We start from the raw sequence: 15906 nt of genomic DNA on the forward strand, positions 1-15906 counted from the left end.
GCTGCGCGGGTGCGGGCGCCGCGGCCTCGGCGGGCGGCGTCGCCGGCGCGGGTGCCGCCGTCTGGGCCAGCGCAGGGCCGGCCGCCAGCAGGGCGGTAAGCAAAAGATAGGGGGCGCGCTTGGTCATCGGCTGGCTCTTTCTGGCAGAGGCGCTTGAGGAACCCAGACTAGCACCACCGGTTCCGCCCGTCACCTATTGCGTCAGATGCGCCGCAAGCGCGCGGCCCAGCGCGAACAGCCGCTGTTCGAGGATCACCGGCGTCTCGCAAACATAGGTGAGGCTTTGCTGGCGGTCGGAAAAGACGCGCATGTCCCAGTCGAGCGCCTCCTCCTCGGCGTCGATGGCGTCGAAGTCGGGGGGATCGGCCGCCTCGAGCTCGGCCATGCGGGCGCGGCGCGCCTCGACCCGCGCGGCCAGGGCCACCTGCCGGTGGCCATAGCGCGAGATGCCGCCGAGGATCGCCGTGCGCTGCATGTCGATGCGATGGAAGATCGCCTGCATCAGCAGCGCCAGGGTTTCCGCGTCCTTGCCTTGCGCAAAGGCGTCGATGGCGGCGGTGGCCTCCTCGATGGGCATCCGGCGCTGCACCACGCGCTCGGCCAAGGCGGCGATCTCGGGCGTCTCGGCCGCGCCTTCGGGTGGCGGCGGGCCGGTCCAGACCTGGCCCAGCGACAGATGCGACTGGCGCGGCTGCACGCAGGGCCAGTCGGGCGTCGGCGTTGCGGCCCGGGCCGGCACGGCCGCCAGCATGACCAGGATCAGCAGATGGCGCATCATCCCCCCTTTCGCCGGATTCCCAGCCCCCTCGCCGGGTCGTACATCAGCACCGCGCCGCCGAAGAACAGCGCAAGGCACCCCGTGACCACCCCAAGGGACAGCCAGTTGACCTGGAGGTAAAGGGCAAAGCGGATCAGTTCCACCGCATGGGTGAAGGGATTGAACCGGCAGATGTCGTAAAGCAGCACCGAGGATTCCCGCATCCGCCACAGCGGGTAGAGCGCGGAGGAGGCGAAGAACATCGGAAAGATGACGAAGTTCATCACCCCTGCGAAGTTTTCCAGCTGCCGGATGGCCGAGGACAGGAACAGCCCCATCGCGCCCAGCATCAGCCCCGACAGGACCAGCGCGGGCAGCACGGCGACGAGGCCCGCCGGTGGCGGGTGGATGCCCCAGACCCAGGCGATCAGCAGGAAGGCATAGACTTGGAGAAGCGAGACGATCACTCCCGCCACCAGCTTGGAGCCCAGCAGGAACCAGCGCGGGAAGGGGCTGACCAGCAGCGTCCGCATTGCGCCGGTTTCCCGGTCGTAGACCATGGTCAGCGACGACTGCATCCCGTTGAACAGCTGGATCATCGCGCACAGGCCGGGCGTGACATACACCTCGTACAGCACGTAGGTCTGGTAGGGCGGCGTGATCGAGAGGCCCAGCACCGCCCGGAAGCCTGCCGCGAAGATGAACAGCCACACCAGCGGGCGGACCAGCGCCGCAAGGAAGCGGCCGCGCTGGTTGACGAAGCGCAGCGTTTCGCGCCAGGCGATGCCGCGGAAGGCGGTGGTCCAGCCGCTCATGCCTGCACCCCGGTCAGGTCCAGGAAGGCGCGGGTGAGGTCGCCGCCCGCGGCGGTCGCGGCCTCGCCTGCGGTGCCGGTGAACAGGATGCGGCCGCGGTGCAGGATCACCAGCCCGTCCGATGGATCGATCTCGTCGAGGATATGGGTCGCCCACAGGGCCGAGACCTGATGCTCGGCGATCAGGCGGCGGGTCAGGGCCAGCACCTCGGCGCGGGATTTCACGTCAAGGCCCACGGTCGCCTCGTCCAGCAGCAGAAGCTCGGGGGCGTGGATCAGGGCGCGGGCGATCTCGGCCCGGCGCACCTGCCCGCCGGACAGCGCCGAGGCCCTGGCCCCGGCGCGGTCGTCCAGATCGACCTGGGCCAGCACCTCGGCCACGCGCGGGCGGGCCTCGGCACGGGCGATGCCGTGCAGGGCCGCATGATACATCAGGTTCTGCTGCACCGTCAGGTCGGCATCCAGGGCGCGCGACTGGAAGACGACGCCCAGGCGGCGCAGCGCCTGCGTGGGCTGGCGGCGCAGGTCGTGGCCCGCGACCTCGATCGCGCCCGAACGGTTGGCGTAAAGCCGCGTCACGAGGTTGAACAGCGTGGTCTTGCCCGCACCGTTGACGCCCAGCAGCGCGGTGAAGCCCCCGCGCGGAACCGTCAGCGACACATCCTCCAGCGCGCGGGTGGCGCCGAAGCTGTGGCTGACGTTCCGGACGAGAAGTGCGGGCCTGGTGGTCATGGCATGCGGCGAAGGACGGGGGCGCTGTGCCGCGCCGCCCGTCCGTTCATCCTCAGCGGATGTTGAACACGGCCTGCTGGCTTTCGCCCGACGAGCCCGGCACCGACAGGGTGTAGCGGCCGGGCGTGATGGCGATGAAGCTGATCAGCGCCTCGCCCGCCGCATCGAACTCGATCGAGTGGACGCCCATGGGGCGGATCTCGATGTCGTTGACGACAATCTCGTTCACCCAGATCGAGCGGAAGAAGTCGCCTCCCGAAAGCGCCAGTTCCGCGCTGCCGTCGGCCACGATGGGCAGGCGGTAATAGCCGCCCGACTGCAGCGAATATTCCCCGGCCGCGACCGGCTTGCCCGAGGCGAGCGTCAGCGGCGCCAGATCGGCGCGGTTCGAGCGGGTCATGATCCCCGAGGGGCCGAAGTCATGGTGCTGAGCCTCGCTGGCCGCGGGCGTCGCGGCGGTGCTGCCCTCCTCGCCCTCTTCCTGCTCATCCTCCTCCTCGCCTTCGGCCGGGGCGCCGGCTTCCGCCGAAACAGCCGCGGCATCGGCCTCGGGCGAGGCGGCGGGCTCGGCCGGGGCCTGGCTCAGCGCCGGGGTCCCCAGCAGCGCCGCAAGCAGGGCGACGGTCAGCAGTCTGGTCATGTTTCTCTCCCTTGGTGTCGATCAGTTCGGCGCGACGACGACGCCCCAGGGCTGCTGGCCCACGGGGATCGACTTGACCGCGGTGTTCGTCGCCACGTCGATCACCGTGACGTCGTTCGAGTTGCCGTTCGTCGTGTAGAGATGCTTCTGGTCCGGCGTGAAGGCCAGTTGCCAGACGCGCTGGCCGACAAGGATGTAGTCCGTCACCTCCAGCGTGTCGCCATCCACCACCGCCACCCGGTTGGCCGGTCCCAGCGCCACGAAGATCTTCTTGCCGTCCGCCGTGACGCGCACGCCCACGGGCTGGATTGCTTCGGGCAGGACGCCGGGGATCTCGAAGCGGATCGTCCTGGTGATCTGCTGCGAGGCCGGATCGATCACGCTGACCGTGCCGCCGATCTCGGAACTGACGAACAGGCGCGACCCGTCGTCGCTGAACTGGGCAAAGCGCGGGCGGCTGTCCACCAGCACGTTGGCCGTGATCTCGAAACTGTCGGTGTCGATGAAATGGGCCATGTTCGTCGTTTCCGACGTGTTGATCACGACCTTGCCGTCGGGCGAGACGCCCATGCCCTCGGGTTCCACGCCGACGGGGATCTCGGCCAGCACCTTGTGCGCCTTGGTATCGACCACGGTCACGAGGTTGTCGTCCTCGTTGGCGATGTAAAGCGGATTGCCCGAGGGATGCAGGACGAACAGCTCGGGGTCCGGGCCGGATGGCAGGGTATGGGTTTCCTGCATCGTCCCGGGGTCGAAGACGCGCACGAGGTTGTCGTCCGAGGCGCAGACGTAAAGCTCGGTCCCGTCGGGGCTGATGGTGATGCCGCGCGGCCGGTTGCCGACCGGATAGGAGCCCAGCACCTCCAGCGTGTCGCCGTCGATGACGGTCACGTCGTTGCCCTTTTCGTTTGTCACGTAAACCTTGTTGGCCAGCGCAGGCGTGGCCACGGTCAGCAGCAGGATGGCGAGTGCGTGTTTCATCGTCCCTCAGAACTTGCAGGCGGTTTCGGGGCGGTCGATGCCAAGCGTGTCCAGCGGGCTGGTCTGGTGCAGGTATTCGTCCTGCGGGCTGACGCTGGTGGTCAGCAGCCCGGTCGTCAGCAGGACCGGCTGGCGCAGCTGGTGGTCCCAGTCGCGCAGCGTCAGCTTCTGCCCCTTGAAGCCCGCGACCTGGAAATCGGGCGACAGCATGAAGTCGCGCAGCTGCGCCGGCTCGGCGGACCGGGTCTGGGTCGCCGCCTCGCCCACCATGCGCAGGGCGAGCCAGCTCTGGTAATCCTCCTCGCGCATGGGGCGGTTCGCCAGCCGCTCGAAGCGGTTCTGGAACTGGGTCGCGCCCCAGGCCTCCAGCGCGGGGTGCCAGCTGCGGGGGACAAGCCCCGCCGAGCCCGCGACCGGCCGCGCGTCCCAGGTGTGATAGGGCATGTAGCCCGCGAAGACGCCGTTCTCGTCGGCGGTGATCATGATGTCGTAATCGGGCGCGCGCTGGGTAAACACCGGCAACTGCGCCTGCACCTGCACATGACCCGAGTCCGTGGAGCGCGCGCCGCCGGTGTCGGTGAACTCGCGCTCCTCGACGATCTGCGCGCCGAACTTGGTCGCCGCGCGGCGCCAAGCCTCGGCCAGCGCCAGGTCCTCGGGGTGGCTGCCATGGACGAGGAACCAGCGCGGCCAGCGCTTCCACATCAGGAACTGGGCAAGGCCGTCCGCCAGCATCGCGTGGCTGGGCGCGGTGTGGATGACATTGGCCCGGCAATCCGCGCCCCGCAGCGCGTCGCCCCGTGCGGCGGCGTTGAAGACCAGCGCGCGGTCGCCCGCCTTGTCAGCCAGCGCGACGGTCGTGGCGTCGTCCGCCAGCAGGACGACGAACCGGATACCCTCGGCCAGCAGCCGGTCCAGCTCGGCCCCGGCGGTGTCGGGCGTGGCCGCGACCTCGACGGCCTCGAAGTCCTGGCCCATGAAGCGGCCGGTGGTGTCGTTGTCCTCGATCGCCAGCCTTGCGCCTGCGAAGCCCAGGTCCTCGGGCGGCAGTTCCAGCCGCGAGATCGGCGGCAGCTCGGGCGTGTCGACGCGCAGCACGGCCGCGCGGATCAGCTGCGGCTCGGCCTGCGGTGCAGGCGCCTGGGCAAGCGCAGGCATGGGGACCACCGCCAGCAAAGCCAGCGCTGTCAGGCAGTTGGGTGAACGCATCGGCTTCTCCTCCGCCGGGAAGTCTCACGGACGAGGCGTCCTGAATCAACCCGCAAGGTCGTCATTTCGCCGCCAGGCGCCTAAGACGTTCGGCTGATGGACGCGCCCTTGCCTGCGGGTAAGCTTGGCCGCGCAGGCCAGCGGGCGGGGCTGAATGTCGAGGGGCCGCTGGCAATTTACGACACCGGGAGAAACTTGCATGAAATCCGTTCTGGCGCTGATGGCCGCGGCGGCGATCCTGACCTGCGGCACGGCGCAGGCGCATGGGCCCGTGCGGCTCAAGCTCGAATTGTCCGAAAAGCTGAACGCCACGCCCGACGAGGTCTGGGCCACAGTGGGACGCTTCGACGACATGGGCTGGCACCCTGTCGTTGCGCGGACCGAACTGACCTCGGCCGATGCCACGACGCCGGACGGTTCGACGCGCGTGCTGCACCTGAAGGCCGAGAACGGCGACCCCACGATCACCGAGCAGCTGACCAAGTGGCAGCCGGAGAAGCGCTGCTACGGTTACATGATCACGCAGGTGGACGTGGCGGTGCTGCCGGTCACGAACTATGCCGCGACGCTTTGCGTGAAGGACGAGGGCGGCAAGGCCAATGTCGTCTGGAAGGGCGGATTTTATCGCGGCTTTCCCAACAACGACCCTCCGGCCGATCTGAACGACGAGGCCGCGATCCAGGCCGTCACCGGCGTTTACCGCGCGGGACTGGACGCGCTGGTCGAGAAGTTCGGCCGGGTCGAGTGATCCGGGCCACGGCGGCGGGTCTGCTGGCCCTTGCCGCGGGCGCGGCGGATGCGGGCGACATCGCCTTTGTCACGGCACAGAACGCAGGCGCGGTGGCGATCGTGGATCTGGACAAGGGCCGGGTCCGCGCCACGGTCCCCATCGAGGGTGCGCCCGCGCCGGTCGCCTATGACGCGGCCTCGGGTCGTGCCGCCGTCATCGCGGCGGACAGCGGCGAGCTGACGCTGCTGGACAGCCGGGGCAAGGTGCTGGACCGGGTGCCCCTGGGCGAAGGCAGCTTCGGCATCGCCATTGCCCCGGGCGGCGACCTGATCGTGGCGGACTGGTATGGTGCCCGGTTGCGGCGGCTCGACCCCTCTGGCCGGCATGAGCGATGGTCGGCCCCGACGGGACGCGCGCCCGCGGGCGTGGTGCTGTCGGGCGACGGGCGGATCGTGGCCTTGGCGGAACGGGACGACGACTGCGTCTCGGCTTTCGACGCGGACAGCGGCCGGCCGCTGTGGACGGCCGCAACCGGCAGCCATCCCTATGCGGTGGCCTTCCATGACGGCCGCTTCTGGACCACGGACGTGCAATCCCGCAGCGTCACGGTGCTGGAGGCCGCAAGCGGCGCCCGGCTCGGATCGGTCGAGACGGGCGACCATCCCTATGGCGTAGGCTTCGCAGCGGGAAAGGGGTTTGTCACCGACCAGTATGCGGCGACGGTGACGGTCTTCGACCCGGACTCGCTGGAAACCCTGGGCAGCATCGGGATCGGGGACTACCCCGAGGGGATCGCCGCCCTGTCGGACGGCCGCCGGCTTGCGGTGGCAAGCTGGGACAGCAACGAGTTGTCGATCATCGACGGCGAAAGGTTGGTGATCGAGCAGGTGATCGAGGTGCCGGACGGGCCGCGATCCTTCGGGCTGTTCGTGGGGCCCGACCGTTAGGGTTGCGTGGCGGGGACCAGATCCTCGCCCTCGGCCAGCCAGGCGTCGGTGCCCTGGGGGAACCATCCGACCCGACCGTGGCCGCGCAGGACCGCGCGCCGCGCGGCGTTCCAGCTCATCCAGCAGTCGGCCTTGCAGAAGAACACCAGCGGCGCGGTCTTGTCGCCATGGGTCAGGCGGTCGAGCGCCGCGAAGAACGCGGCCTCGACCTGGGGCGCAAGCCGGTCATAGCCCGTGTCGGGCAGCCAGACCGCGCCGGGGATGGTGTAATGCGAGGGCTGCCGCCACAGCGTGCCCTCGGGCAGGTCGGCGGGCTTGCGGACCTGAGGCATCACGTCGATCAGCACCGCGCCCCGGGCACGCCAGTCCTGCATCCCCGCGAAGTCCAGCACTGTCGCGCCCGCCAGCGTTTCGGGCACGGGCGAACGGTAAGGCTCGCCGTGGAAGCCCGGCGGCTCGGGTGGGGCGGACAGCGCCGGGCTGACGAGCGTCGCAAGCGCCAGGCCGACCACCAGCCGCCTCATGGCAGCATCTGCCGCCCGTAGTCGTCCACCAGGGGCACGCCGGCCTCGTGCAGGATGGCGTTGATGTCATCCTGGTTGCGACGGATCAGGCTGTTGAGCTGCCGCTTCCATTCCTGGTCGCTGGGGCGGACGCCCATGGTGATGCGGTAGAAGAGCTTGGGCCCGCCCTCCTCCTTCAGCAGCGGCGTGAACTGCAGCTCGGGATCGGCCTTGACCAGCGGCCCTGTCAGCGGCCCCCACAGGACCGCCGCGTCCAGCGTGCCGTCGCGCACGCCCGTCAGCATGTCGCCGACCGGGTTTTCCACGCGGCGGTCCACGAACAGGTCCCAGCCCCGCATGTCCTTGGCCAGGCCCGCGCGGGCCATGTGCGTGGCCGGGGGCGTGCCCGCGACGACACCGATGTCATGGCCCTTCAGCGCCGGATCGGTCAGGCGGTCCACGCCCGCCAGTTCGCCGTCCTTGCGGGTCACGATGCCGTACACCGAGGTGTAGTAATGGTTGGTGTTCTGCACCAGTTCGTCGCCCTGGGCATAGCCGACCACCACATCGCAATTGCCGTCCAGCAGCGTCTTGCGGATGAAGCCCATCCCCTGGGGAAACCAGAAATATTCAAGCGGCAGGCCGAGCCGGTCGGCCAGCAGATCGGCGATGCGGTTTTCAAAGCCGGTGCCGTCCTCCAGCGACATCGGCTCGGCCGCCGGGTCGGCGCAGACCCGCAGCGCGGTGGTCGAGCGCAGGTCCGCGACCTGCGCACCGGCCCCACCGGCGCCAAGCGCCAGCGCCGCGCAGATCCAGGCCGCGCGAAGGCCCCGCATGATCAGCCCTCCATGCAGGAGGCTTCCTGCGCCGCGAACTCCTCGGACTTGTCGGCCTTGTCGGCGGGGCGGCCGCGCGGGATGGCCTCGGTGCCGCGGGCCAGCAGATAGACATAGATGTCGTCCACGTAGCACCAGACGTTCCGGTTGGTGCCGAAGGCCGGCATCACCAGGTTCGCCGCCTTGTTCACGTCCTGTTTCCCCGAGGCGACGATTTCCTGGTAAGCGTAATAGTCGATCCGGTGAACGACCGACTCCTTCAGGGCCGGGGCATAGGTCGAGCCTTCGCCGTCCGGCCCGTGACACACATGGCATTCCGCGTGATAGCGGCGATAGCCCGAGAAGGTCGCGTAATCGACCTGGCCGTTCTGGATATTGGGCACGGGGATGCCCTCGGCATTGTACCAGCGGCCGTTCTCCATGTGGTCGGGCGTCAGGTCCAGCCCTTCCAGCGTGGGCTTGACGACGCTGACGGTCTGGTGGGCCGCAACTTCTCCGGCGCCCGTGGCAACGGCAGAGCCCGCAGCGTTGGCCTTCATCTCGACCGTGGTGGCGCCTTCGGGGATGGGGGTGGACGAGCCGCGGTTCGGCTGGGTCGCGGCGGGTGCCGCAGAGTCGGCAGCGGCAGGCGCGGTGGCGGGTGCGGCGGCGGTCTGCGCGAAGGCTGCGGTGGCGAACGCGAGGCTTGCCGCCGTGGCACGTACGGTCGTGGCGATCATTCTTTCTCTCTCCCCTGGTTGCCCCATCCTTTCAGATGGGACCGCCCCGAGGTTGGCCCCCGGGGCGGCATCTGGATCGTCAAACCCTGGTCCTGTTCAGGGAACCGTCAGTTCGACGCGGGTGCGGTTCCACCGGCCGCGGCATCCGCCGCGGGCTCCATCGGGACCCCGCCCGTGGCGGTGGACTTGCCCGCGCCCTGACCTTCCGCCGGAGCGGAGGGATCGGCGGGCGCCGCTGCCGCGCCGCCCGACGCCGCGGCGTCGGCTGCAGGCTCCATGGGCACGCCGCCGGTGGCGGTGGACTTGCCTGCGCCCATGCCCTCGGCCGGGGCCGAAGGGTCGGCCGTGCCCTGCGCCGGCATCACCGGGCTGGGCGTGGTCGCCGCATCCGCGGCGGTCGCCGCGGCGGCGCCTGCGGCCTGGGCCGAGGCGGCATTGGCGATGTCCGCCGTCGTCGCGGGCTGCGAGGTGGCCGCCTGCGTGGTCGCCGCCCCGGGCGCATCGCCCGGCAGTTCGAACACGGTCAGCTGACCGCCGAGTTCGGTGAAGTCCGACAGCGCCGCATAGCCGCCGACCGCGCCCAGGCCCTCGTTCGGGTTGGTGAGGCCCGCGGCCAGTCCGATGCCGGCCCAGCCGCCGACGCCGGACAGCACGCCCACATACTGCTTGCCGGCATGCTCATAGGTCATGACGTTGCCGATGATCCCCGAGGGCGTCTTGAAGCGGTAAAGCTCGTTGCCCGTTTCGGCATCGACGGCCTTCAGATAGCCCTCCAGCGTGCCGTAGAAGACCACGTCGCCGTTGGTCGCCAGGGCGCCCGACCAGACCGAGAAGCGTTCCGGCAGCGACCACTTGATCTCGCCCGCGATGTTGTCCCAGGCGATGAAGTTGCCCATGCCGCCATGGCTGTTCGGGGCCGGGTACATCGACAGGGTGGCGCCGACATAGGGCTGGCCGGCGGTATAGGCGACGCGGAAGGGTTCGTAGTCCATGCAGACGTGGTTCGTCGGCACGTAGAACAGGTTGGTCTTGGGCGAGAAGGCCGCGGGCTGCTGGTCCTTGGACCCCAGTGCCGCCGGGCAGATGCCGGTGGTGTTCTCGTCCTCTCCGGTCTGGGCGGTCGAGTATTCGGCCACGACCTGCGGGCGGCCATACTGGTCGCTGGCAGGGTCCATGTTGACCTCGGTCGCCCAGTTCACGGTCGGGTCGTATTTCTTGGCGACCAGCAGCTCGCCCGTGCCGCGGTCCAGCGTATAGGCGAAGCCGTTGCGGTCGAAGTGGGTCAGCAGCTTGCGCGCCTGGCCGTTGAAGTCCTGGTCGGTCAGGATCATCTCGTTGACGCCGTCGAAGTCCCATTCGTCATGGGGCGTCATCTGGTAGAACCACTTGGCCATCCCGTCGTCGGGATCGCGGGCCATGATCGTCATGGACCAGCGGTTGTCGCCCGGACGCTGCGACGGGTTCCAGGTCGAGGGGTTGCCGGTGCCGTAGTAGATCAGGTCCAGTTCCGGGTCATACGAGAACCAGCCCCAGATCGTGCCGCCGCCGATCTTCCACTGGTCGCCTTCCCAGCTGTTGAGCGAGCTGTCCTTGCCGACCGGCTTGCCCAGATGCATGGTCTTTTCCGGGTCGACCAGCATTTCCTCGTCCGGGCCGGTCGAAAAGGCCTTCCACGCCACTGCGCCGTCCGACAGGTTCAGCGCCGTCATGCGTCCGCGGACGCCGTATTCGCCGCCCGAGATGCCGACCATGACCTTGTCCTTGACCGGCATGACGGTCGCGGTCAGCGTTTCGCCGATGGCCGGGTCGCCGACCTTGGTCGCCCATTTCTGTTCGCCCGTCTTGGCGTCGAGGGCGACAACCGTGGTGTCGGCCTGCGACAGCAGGATCATGCCGTCGGCATAGGCGAGGCCGCGGTTCACCGTGTCGCAGCACATGACCGCGATGACTTCCGGGTCCTGCTGCGGCTCGTAGCGCCAGATGATCTGGCCGTCGTTGGCCAGGTCCAGCGCGAAGACGTTGTTCGGGAAGGGCGTGTGGACATACATGATGTCCCCGATCACCAGCGGCGAGCCCTCGTGCCCCCGCAGGACGCCGGTCGAGAAGGTCCAGGCGACGCGCATGTCGCCCACGTTGTCGCGGTTGATCTGGTCCAGTTGCGAATAGCGGGTGTTGGCGTAGTCGCCGGTCTGGATGGCCCACTGGCCGGGAACGGCAATGGCTTCTTGGACGCTGTCATTGGCCAGGATGGCCGAACTCGACAGCAAGAGCGCCACACTGGCGCCGGTCAGCGTGAGTTTCATCGTCTCCCTCCCCTTTTTTCGCCCAAGGCGCCGCGGGGCGGCGGCCTGAGCATGAGAGAGAGTTCTCTTCTAATATCTTTCCGTCAACGACCTATGCCGGGGCTAGGCGAAAAGTCTTAGTCGGCAATGGAGGAGGCCGAGCCGGCGGGTATCAGCTCCGCCGGCCCGGAGGGTTCAGGCCAGCCGCTCGGCGTGCCACAGAACATGGTCGGCCATGAAGGTCTGGACGAACCAGTAGCTGTGGTCATAGCCCGGCTGCATCCGCAGCCAGCCGGGCTGGCGGCGCGCGGCCATGGCCTGGGCCAGTGATTCGGGCTTGAGCAGATCAAGGAACTGGTCGTTCGCCCCCTGGTCGATCAGCACCTCGCCCGGAAATCCCCTTTCCACCATCAGCAGGGTCGCGTCATGAGGGCGCCAGGTCGCGCGGTCCTCGCCCAGATAGGCCGAGAACTGCTTGCGGCCCCAATCCGATTCGGTCGGGTTGGTGATCGGCGCGAAGGCAGACACGCTGCGGTAGCGCTCGGGATGGGTCATGGCGATGGTCAGCGCGCCATGGCCGCCCATTGAATGGCCTGTGATCCCCTGCGCCTCGCGGTCCAGCGGGAAGCTGTCGAAGACCACGCCGGGCAGTTCCTCGACGACATAGTCCCACATGCGGAAATGCGGCGCCCAGGGGTCCTGCGTGGCGTTGACGTAGAAGCCCGCGCCCTGGCCCAGGTCATAGGCCTCGTCGTTGGCCACGCCCTCGCCCCGGGGCGAGGTGTCGGGGAAGATGAGCGCGATCCCCGCCTCGGCCGCGAACTGCTGCGCACCCGCCTTGGTCATGGCGTTCTCATGCGTGCAGGTCAGGCCGGAGAGATACCACAGCACGGGAACCGGCCCGTCGGCGGCATCGGGCGGCAGGTAGACCGCGAAGGTCATGTCGGTGCCGGTCGCCTGCGACTTGTGGCGATAAACGCCCTGGGTGCCGCCGAAGCTGCGGTTCTCGGACAGGGTTTCAAGGGTCACGTTTCGGCTCCTCCGGTCAGGTCGTGATACATCACGAGGGCATCGACATAGCCCTGCGCCGGGTGAAGAAACGCACCGGGCAGGCGGCCGACAATGGCAAAGCCCGCCTTCTGCCACGAATGGACGGCATCGGCGTTGGTGGCGACGACGAAGTTGAACTGCATCGCCCGGAAGCCCTGCGCGCGGGCCCAGTCCTTGGCATGGGCGACCAGCGCCGCGGCCACGCCGCGGCCACGCGCGGCGGGGGCGGTGGCGAAGCTGGCATTGGCCACGTGGGACGCGCCGCCGGGGCGGTTGCGGCCGACGTGGCTGGTGCCCAGCACCTCGCCGCCCTGCTCGGCCACGAAGGCGCTGAAGGGGGCGGCGAACCAGTCCGCCAGCGCATCCCCGCGCGAGATGTCGCGCGGAATGCAGTAGGTCTCTCCCGCCCGGTAGACGGGTTCGAGGATGGCCCAGATCGCGTCGTGGTCGGCGGAGGTGGCGGGGCGGATGCGAAGCTCCGCCCGGTCAAGGGTCATTTCAGCTCGTCCATGCTGCGGATCACGCGGCCCAGCAGGCCATAGTCCAGCGCCTCCTGGGTGTTCAGCCAGAAGTCGCGCTGGGTGTCCTTCTCGATCCGCTCGACCGGCTGGCCGGTGGCCTCGGCGAAGATCTGGTTCAGCCGGTCGCGCATCAGGCGGACCTGCTCGGCCTGGATCATCATGTCGGACGAGGTGCCGCCAATCCCGCCCGAGGGCTGGTGGATCAGGAAGCGCGTGTTGGGCAGGCAGAAGCGGTTTTCCCGCTGCGCGCCCACGAAGATCAGCGCGCCGGCCGACGCCACCCAGCCCGAGCCGATCGTGCGCACGGTCGGGCGGATGAACTTGATCACGTCATGGATCATGTCGCCCGATTCGACATGGCCGCCCGGCGACGAGATCAGCATGTTGATCGGCTTGTCGCTGTCCTCGGCCAGCGCGAGCAGGTGCGAAACGGTGCGCTGCGCGAGCTTGTCGTTGATCGTGCCCGCGACGATCACCGTGCGCGACTGGAAATACAGCTTGTCGATCGAGGGGCTTTGCGGAAGGCCCAGGTCCTCGCCCTTCTGGCGGTCTTCGCGCGGCTCGTCCTCTTCCTCGTCGTCGTCGTCATCGTCCAGGCGGTGGGGCGGGAAGGGGCGCAGCATGGAATCATCCTTTCAGCATTGCGGCGGGACGCCCGGTCCGGGCCCCGCCGCAGTCTTACCTAAGCATCCCTTGAGGATCAGTAAATGACGACCGACCGGATGGATTCACCCGAATGCATCAGGTCGAAGCCCTTGTTGATATCCTCGAGCTTGAGGGTGTGGGTGATCATGGGGTCGATCTCGATCTTGCCGTCCATGTACCAGTCCACGATCTTCGGCACGTCGGTCCGCCCGCGGGCGCCGCCGAAGGCCGAGCCCTTCCAGACGCGGCCGGTGACCAGCTGGAACGGACGGGTCGAGATCTCGGCCCCGGCCGGCGCCACGCCGATGACGATGGACTGGCCCCAGCCGCGATGGGCCGATTCCAGCGCCTGGCGCATCACGGTGACGTTGCCGGTGCAGTCGAAGGTGTAATCCGCGCCGCCGATCTGGTCGAAGGGGGTCTTCGTCATGCTGACGATTTCCTGGACGACGTTGTCCACTTCCCTGGGGTTGATGAAGTGGGTCATGCCGAAGCGCTCGGCCATCGGCTTCTTGTCGGGGTTCAGGTCCACGCCGATGATCATGTCCGCGCCCGCGAGCCGCAGGCCCTGGATCACGTTCAGCCCGATCCCGCCCAGGCCGAAGACCACCGCCTTGGCGCCGATTTCCACCTTGGCCGTGTTGATGACCGCGCCGATGCCGGTCGTCACGCCGCAGCCGATATAGCAGATCTTGTCGAAGGGCGCGTCCTCGCGGACCTTTGCCACCGCGATCTCGGGCAGGACGGTGTAGTTGGAGAAGGTCGAGCAGCCCATGTAATGCATGATGGGCGTGCCATCGAGCATCGAGAAGCGGGTGGTCCCGTCGGGCATCAGGCCCTGGCCCTGGGTCGCCCGGATGGCCGTGCAGAGGTTCGTCTTGCCCGACAGGCACGAGGCGCACTGACGGCATTCAGGGGTGTAGAGCGGGATCACGTGGTCGCCCGGCTTGACCGTGGTGACGCCGGGACCGACCTCGACCACCACGCCCGCGCCCTCGTGTCCCAGGATCGAGGGGAAGATCCCCTCCGGGTCCGCGCCCGACCGGGTGAAGTCGTCGGTATGGCAGATGCCCGTGGCCTTGATCTCGACCAGCACCTCGCCGGCCTTGGGGCCTTCGAGGTTCACTTCCATGATTTCCAGCGGCTTGCCGGCTTCCAGCGCGACGGCGGCACGAGTTCTCATTCTGTTCTCCTTGGTGTGGGGCCGTCCGGCCGGGTGTCGCGCCGAAGGGGCCGGCATGGCCGGCCCCCTGGATCGACGGGCTTTGGCAGGCGTTACACGTTCAACGTGTTCAACTTGCCGGTCTTCTTGGCAACATGCGTCGCGATCGCGTCCATCAGGGGGGGTGACAGCGCGTCATAAGGTTCGAGCCCCAGTTCCCTGAGACGGGCACGAATGGCAGGCAGACGATCCGGACTTACCCCGGATTCGATGATCGAGGAAACAAAGGCCGCGAACTCCGGCGCGGCCCAGCCTTCCTTGTCGGAAAGCTCGGTGTGGACGAAGTCGAGACCGTAGAAGGGATGCTCGGTGTTCTCGATGCGGCCATACATGTGGGTGCCGCATTCGGTGCAGGCATAGCGCTGGATCGGGGCGTCCTTGTTGACGACCTGCAGCTTGTCGCCGTTTTCCACGACTTCGACCGCATCGCGGCCGACCACGGCCACCTGGCTGAAGATCGCGCCGTCGGGCTTCCAGCACTTGGTGCAGCCGCAGACGTGGTTATGGGCGGTCTGCGTGTTGATCCGGACCCTTACGGGGTTCGAAGTGCAGCGGCAGGTGAGTTCACCCCCCGAGAAATCCTGCTCAGCGGATTTGACGCCGTTGTCCACGGCTGGATGGATCCTGATTCCCGCAGTATCTGCCATGACCGGCCCTCCCTTGACCTGGCGGAAGGTTAGGGCCGATCATCGCGCGATCAAGTCCGATGAAGGTTGTATTCCCGAAGGCGGCAGGTGTCAGTTGCCAGCGGGCAGGGATGACACCCCGACCTGGGCCGCGCGCAGCAGCCGGTCGTGCAGCATGAAGCCGTTGGCCATGACCTGGATGATGTCGCCCGCGCGGGTGCCGGGAACGGGGGCTTCGAACATCGCCTCGTGCTGCTGGGGATCGAAGCGGTCCCCGACGGCAGGCGCGATGACCCGGATACCGTGGCGGCCGAAGACGTTCTGAAGCTCGCGCAGGGTCAGTTCGACCCCTTCCAGCAGCTCGGGCGCGACCGACCGGTCGGCGGACTCGATCGCCCGGCTCAGGGCGTCATAGACGGGCAGAAGGTCGCGGGCGAGCTTCGAGCCGCCGTAGTTCTCCGCTTCGCGGCGGTCCTTGTCGGCGCGCTTGCGGGCATTCTCGGCATCCGCCAGCGCGCGCATGAACCGATCACGGTAATCGTCGCGTTCAGCCGTCACCGCCGCGAGCCGGGGATCCTCGCCATCGGCGTCAAGGGGATCGACAGCCAGCGGGTCTGCGGCGAGAGCGTCGCCGGAGTCATCCTTCAGCGGCAGATAGGACAGATCATGAGGCGTCAGCGTGTCGTTCATCT

The 15906-nt window shown here is 68.3% G+C and carries 16 protein-coding genes and 2 pseudogenes; 2 read left to right on the forward strand and 16 right to left on the reverse strand.

Translation table 11 applies throughout. The features are described 5' to 3' along the window. Positions 1-193: 193 nt before the first annotated feature. The 6 genes and pseudogenes from CK240_RS10535 to CK240_RS10560 form a co-directional block, all read right to left on the reverse strand. Positions 194-775, reverse strand: a complete 582-nt coding sequence (locus tag CK240_RS10535; RefSeq protein ID WP_095640308.1) for a hypothetical protein — start codon at positions 773-775, stop codon at positions 194-196. Continuing rightward, complete coding sequence (locus CK240_RS10540) at positions 775-1572, reverse strand: ABC transporter permease (RefSeq protein ID WP_095640309.1); 798 nt, start codon at positions 1570-1572, stop codon at positions 775-777. The genes CK240_RS10535 and CK240_RS10540 overlap by 1 nt, the downstream gene beginning before the upstream one ends. Next, on the reverse strand, positions 1569-2303 hold the full coding sequence (locus tag CK240_RS10545; RefSeq protein ID WP_095640310.1) for an ATP-binding cassette domain-containing protein: 735 nt from the start codon (positions 2301-2303) through the stop codon (positions 1569-1571). The genes CK240_RS10540 and CK240_RS10545 overlap by 4 nt, the downstream gene beginning before the upstream one ends. Before the next feature lie 52 nt (positions 2304-2355). Beyond that, a pseudogene (locus tag CK240_RS10550) lies at positions 2356-2757 on the reverse strand (cupredoxin domain-containing protein); the annotation flags it as partial. A 207-nt stretch (positions 2758-2964) separates the two neighbouring features. Beyond that, on the reverse strand, positions 2965-3924 hold the full coding sequence (locus CK240_RS10555) for a YVTN family beta-propeller repeat protein (RefSeq protein ID WP_095640312.1): 960 nt from the start codon (positions 3922-3924) through the stop codon (positions 2965-2967). Positions 3925-3930: 6 nt separating this feature from the next. Beyond that, positions 3931-5133, reverse strand: a complete 1203-nt coding sequence (locus tag CK240_RS10560) for an ABC transporter substrate-binding protein (RefSeq protein WP_095640313.1) — start codon at positions 5131-5133, stop codon at positions 3931-3933. A 199-nt stretch (positions 5134-5332) separates the two neighbouring features. Here CK240_RS10560 and CK240_RS10565 point away from each other — a divergent pair, with 199 nt between their 5' ends. Next, entirely contained in the window at positions 5333-5881 is a 549-nt protein-coding gene (locus tag CK240_RS10565) for an SRPBCC family protein (protein ID WP_095640314.1), read from the forward strand. Continuing rightward, positions 5878-6810 carry a YncE family protein gene (locus CK240_RS10570; protein ID WP_095640315.1) on the forward strand — a complete coding sequence of 311 codons (933 nt, stop codon included), beginning with the start codon at positions 5878-5880 and terminating at the stop codon, positions 6808-6810. Before CK240_RS10565 ends, CK240_RS10570 begins: the two co-directional genes overlap by 4 nt. Here the strand turns inward: CK240_RS10570 and CK240_RS10575 are convergent. The 10 genes and pseudogenes from CK240_RS10575 to CK240_RS10620 form a co-directional block, all read right to left on the reverse strand. Further along, positions 6807-7334 (reverse strand): rhodanese-like domain-containing protein, encoded by a 528-nt coding sequence (locus CK240_RS10575; RefSeq protein ID WP_095640316.1) that lies wholly within the window; start codon positions 7332-7334, stop codon positions 6807-6809. The genes CK240_RS10570 and CK240_RS10575 overlap by 4 nt on opposite strands. Next, positions 7331-8149, reverse strand: a complete 819-nt coding sequence (locus tag CK240_RS10580; protein ID WP_095640317.1) for a substrate-binding domain-containing protein — start codon at positions 8147-8149, stop codon at positions 7331-7333. Before CK240_RS10580 ends, CK240_RS10575 begins: the two co-directional genes overlap by 4 nt. A 2-nt stretch (positions 8150-8151) precedes the next feature. Beyond that, the gene (locus CK240_RS10585) at positions 8152-8868 is read right to left on the reverse strand and encodes a c-type cytochrome, methanol metabolism-related (protein ID WP_095640318.1); all 717 of its coding nucleotides are present in this window, start codon (positions 8866-8868) and stop codon (positions 8152-8154) included. 506 nt (positions 8869-9374) lie between these two features. Further along, positions 9375-11171: pseudogene (locus CK240_RS10590) on the reverse strand (methanol/ethanol family PQQ-dependent dehydrogenase); the annotation flags it as partial. A 174-nt stretch (positions 11172-11345) separates the two neighbouring features. Next, entirely contained in the window at positions 11346-12179 is an 834-nt protein-coding gene (gene fghA, locus CK240_RS10595) for an S-formylglutathione hydrolase (protein WP_095640319.1), read from the reverse strand. Beyond that, a complete protein-coding gene (locus CK240_RS10600) occupies positions 12176-12697 on the reverse strand; it encodes a GNAT family N-acetyltransferase (RefSeq protein WP_095640320.1) in 522 nt (173 codons plus the stop codon). Before CK240_RS10600 ends, fghA begins: the two co-directional genes overlap by 4 nt. Continuing rightward, positions 12694-13344 (reverse strand): ATP-dependent Clp protease proteolytic subunit, encoded by a 651-nt coding sequence (locus CK240_RS10605; protein WP_095640321.1) that lies wholly within the window; start codon positions 13342-13344, stop codon positions 12694-12696. Before CK240_RS10605 ends, CK240_RS10600 begins: the two co-directional genes overlap by 4 nt. A gap of 77 nt (positions 13345-13421) precedes the next feature. Beyond that, the gene (locus CK240_RS10610; RefSeq protein ID WP_095640322.1) at positions 13422-14549 is read right to left on the reverse strand and encodes an S-(hydroxymethyl)glutathione dehydrogenase/class III alcohol dehydrogenase; all 1128 of its coding nucleotides are present in this window, start codon (positions 14547-14549) and stop codon (positions 13422-13424) included. Positions 14550-14641: 92 nt separating this feature from the next. Further along, entirely contained in the window at positions 14642-15235 is a 594-nt protein-coding gene (gfa, locus tag CK240_RS10615; RefSeq protein ID WP_095640323.1) for an S-(hydroxymethyl)glutathione synthase, read from the reverse strand. A 90-nt stretch (positions 15236-15325) separates the two neighbouring features. After that, the gene (locus CK240_RS10620; protein ID WP_095640324.1) at positions 15326-15904 is read right to left on the reverse strand and encodes a nucleotide exchange factor GrpE; all 579 of its coding nucleotides are present in this window, start codon (positions 15902-15904) and stop codon (positions 15326-15328) included. Positions 15905-15906: the final 2 nt, after the last annotated feature.

This window comes from Paracoccus salipaludis (genome assembly GCF_002287065.1).
GTDB classification, from domain to species: domain Bacteria; phylum Pseudomonadota; class Alphaproteobacteria; order Rhodobacterales; family Rhodobacteraceae; genus Paracoccus; species Paracoccus salipaludis.